The organism is Lysinibacillus sphaericus (assembly GCF_015844675.1).
Taxonomy (GTDB): Bacteria; Bacillota; Bacilli; order Bacillales_A; family Planococcaceae; genus Lysinibacillus; species Lysinibacillus sphaericus_E.
Genome location: NZ_LDGC01000044.1, coordinates 1 through 2,109, shown reverse-complemented (window position 1 = coordinate 2,109; position 2,109 = coordinate 1). Strand labels below are relative to the sequence as shown.

The window sequence follows — 2,109 nt, the reverse complement described above, 5'->3', positions numbered from 1 at the left end:
GACTTAAAAGAAGCAGGAACTTGGGAAGGAAATATCCAGAATCCAGAGAAGGTCAACAAAGCGGAAGACTTGATCTATTGTATCTACACTTCCGGAACAACAGGTACACCGAAGGGTGTTTTAGTAGAGCATCATGGTGTCGTTGCAATAAACCAATACTTTAAAGAATTGTATAAAATTACAGAAAAAGATGTTATATTACAATTTGCTAACTATATATTTGACGCGTCTGTATGGGAAATGACAATGGCATTATATAATGGAGCAACATTATTATTAATCCCATCCAATAAAGTGCGAGGTGTAGATGAGTTTGAACAGTATGTTTCAAATAAAAAGGCAACAGTAGCATTACTTCCACCACAATATTTCCGTCAGATAAAACAAAATTTGTTTAGAGTATTAACGACTGGTGGTTCTGCAACAAGTAAGGAATTGGTTGAGCAGATTGGAGATAAAGAACGATATATTAACGCATATGGTCCAACGGAAAATACAGTACTTGCGACACATTGGGAGAAAGAAAATGATAAAGAGGTACCAGAGCGTATCCCAATCGGAAAACCAATTAGTAACACTCAAATATATATTCTGAATGGAGATAACCTCTGTGGCATCGGTGTCCCAGGAGAATTATGTATCACAGGTGACGGATTAGCCAGAGGCTATCTAAATCGTCCTGAACTGACAGAAGAGAAGTTCGTGAACAATCCATTTGGCGAAGGAAGGTTGTACCGTTCTGGAGACCTTGCAAGATGGCTACCAGATGGAAACATTGAATACTTAGGCCGCATCGATGAACAGGTGAAGGTTCGCGGATTTAGAATCGAACTAGGAGAAATCGAGAGCCGAATTCGTGAAATCGAAGGTATTCAGAACAGTGTAGTAATCGCAAAAGCTGATCAAAACGGTGATCAAGCGCTTCATGCATACTATACAGGAGAAAGCATCAGTGTATCGGAGTTAAGAGAACATCTTGCTGGTGTGTTGCCGGAATACATGATTCCATCCTATATAATGGAAATCGACAGTATACCTGTAACTCGAAATGGAAAACTGGATAAGAAAGCATTACCAGAGATCGAAGTAAAAGCAACCCGAGAGTATACAGCACCAAGCAATGAAACCGAAGAGACAATATGTAAGATATTTGGTGAAATCCTGGCTGTAGAGAACGTGGGCGTAAAAGACAGTTTCTTTGAATTAGGAGGACATTCCTTACGTGCAACTCGTCTGGTCAATAAGATTGAGTCGGAAACGGGCTACCGAATTGCTATAAAGGATGTATTTAGTCATCCAACACCAGAGAAGTTATCACAAATCGTACTGGAAAGTGAGACAGAAGAATACATTCCGATTCCAAGGGCAGAGGAAAAAGAATATTATGCAATGTCATCTGCACAAAAGAGAACCTACCTCATACAGCAAATGTACCCAGAGGGAACTATGTATAATATGCGGCAGGCATTAAAACTTACAGGTGAAGTCAGCGTAGAGGATCTAAGAAGAGCGCTACAGGAAATAGTAGAGCGACATGAAATTCTTAGAACGGAGTTCTTAATGGTAAATGGAGAGACCGTGCAGAAAGTACTTGAAACAGCAGAAGTACCATTTGAGTATGAAGAGGCTTCTAATCGAACTGATGAGGAAGAGATGAAGCTGTTCGTAAGAGCGTTTGATTTATCGAAAGCGCCACCGATAAGAGCACTATTTGTAAAAAGGGACACCTATGGTTTGCTTATGCTAAATATGCATCACATTGTTGGCGATGGAATGAGTATGGCGACATTTATGAACGAACTGAACGCTCTTTATAAAGGAGAGAAACTGGAGCCATTAAGTCATCAGTTCAAAGATTATAGTGAATGGATGAATAGTCGTAATCTGGAAAGTCAGAGAGCGTACTGGCTAAGTCAGTTTGAGGATGAGATACCGGTATTAGATATGCCGCTAGATTATGCAAGACCACAGGAACAAAGCTATGAGGGTTCCATTACAGGAAGCATATTAGATAAAGAACTAGCCAAGAAGATCAAAGAATTGGCAAAAAGAACTGGTACGACAGAATATATGGTCTTCTTATCCGCAGCAATGGTGTTGCTTGGGAAA

General features: G+C 40.0%; 1 protein-coding gene. It reads left to right on the top strand.

Going from position 1 to position 2,109, the window contains the following annotated elements:
* Window positions 1–2,109, top strand: a 2,109-nt coding sequence (locus ABE34_RS12290; protein WP_197142859.1) for a non-ribosomal peptide synthetase, incomplete at both ends; no start/stop codon positions are given.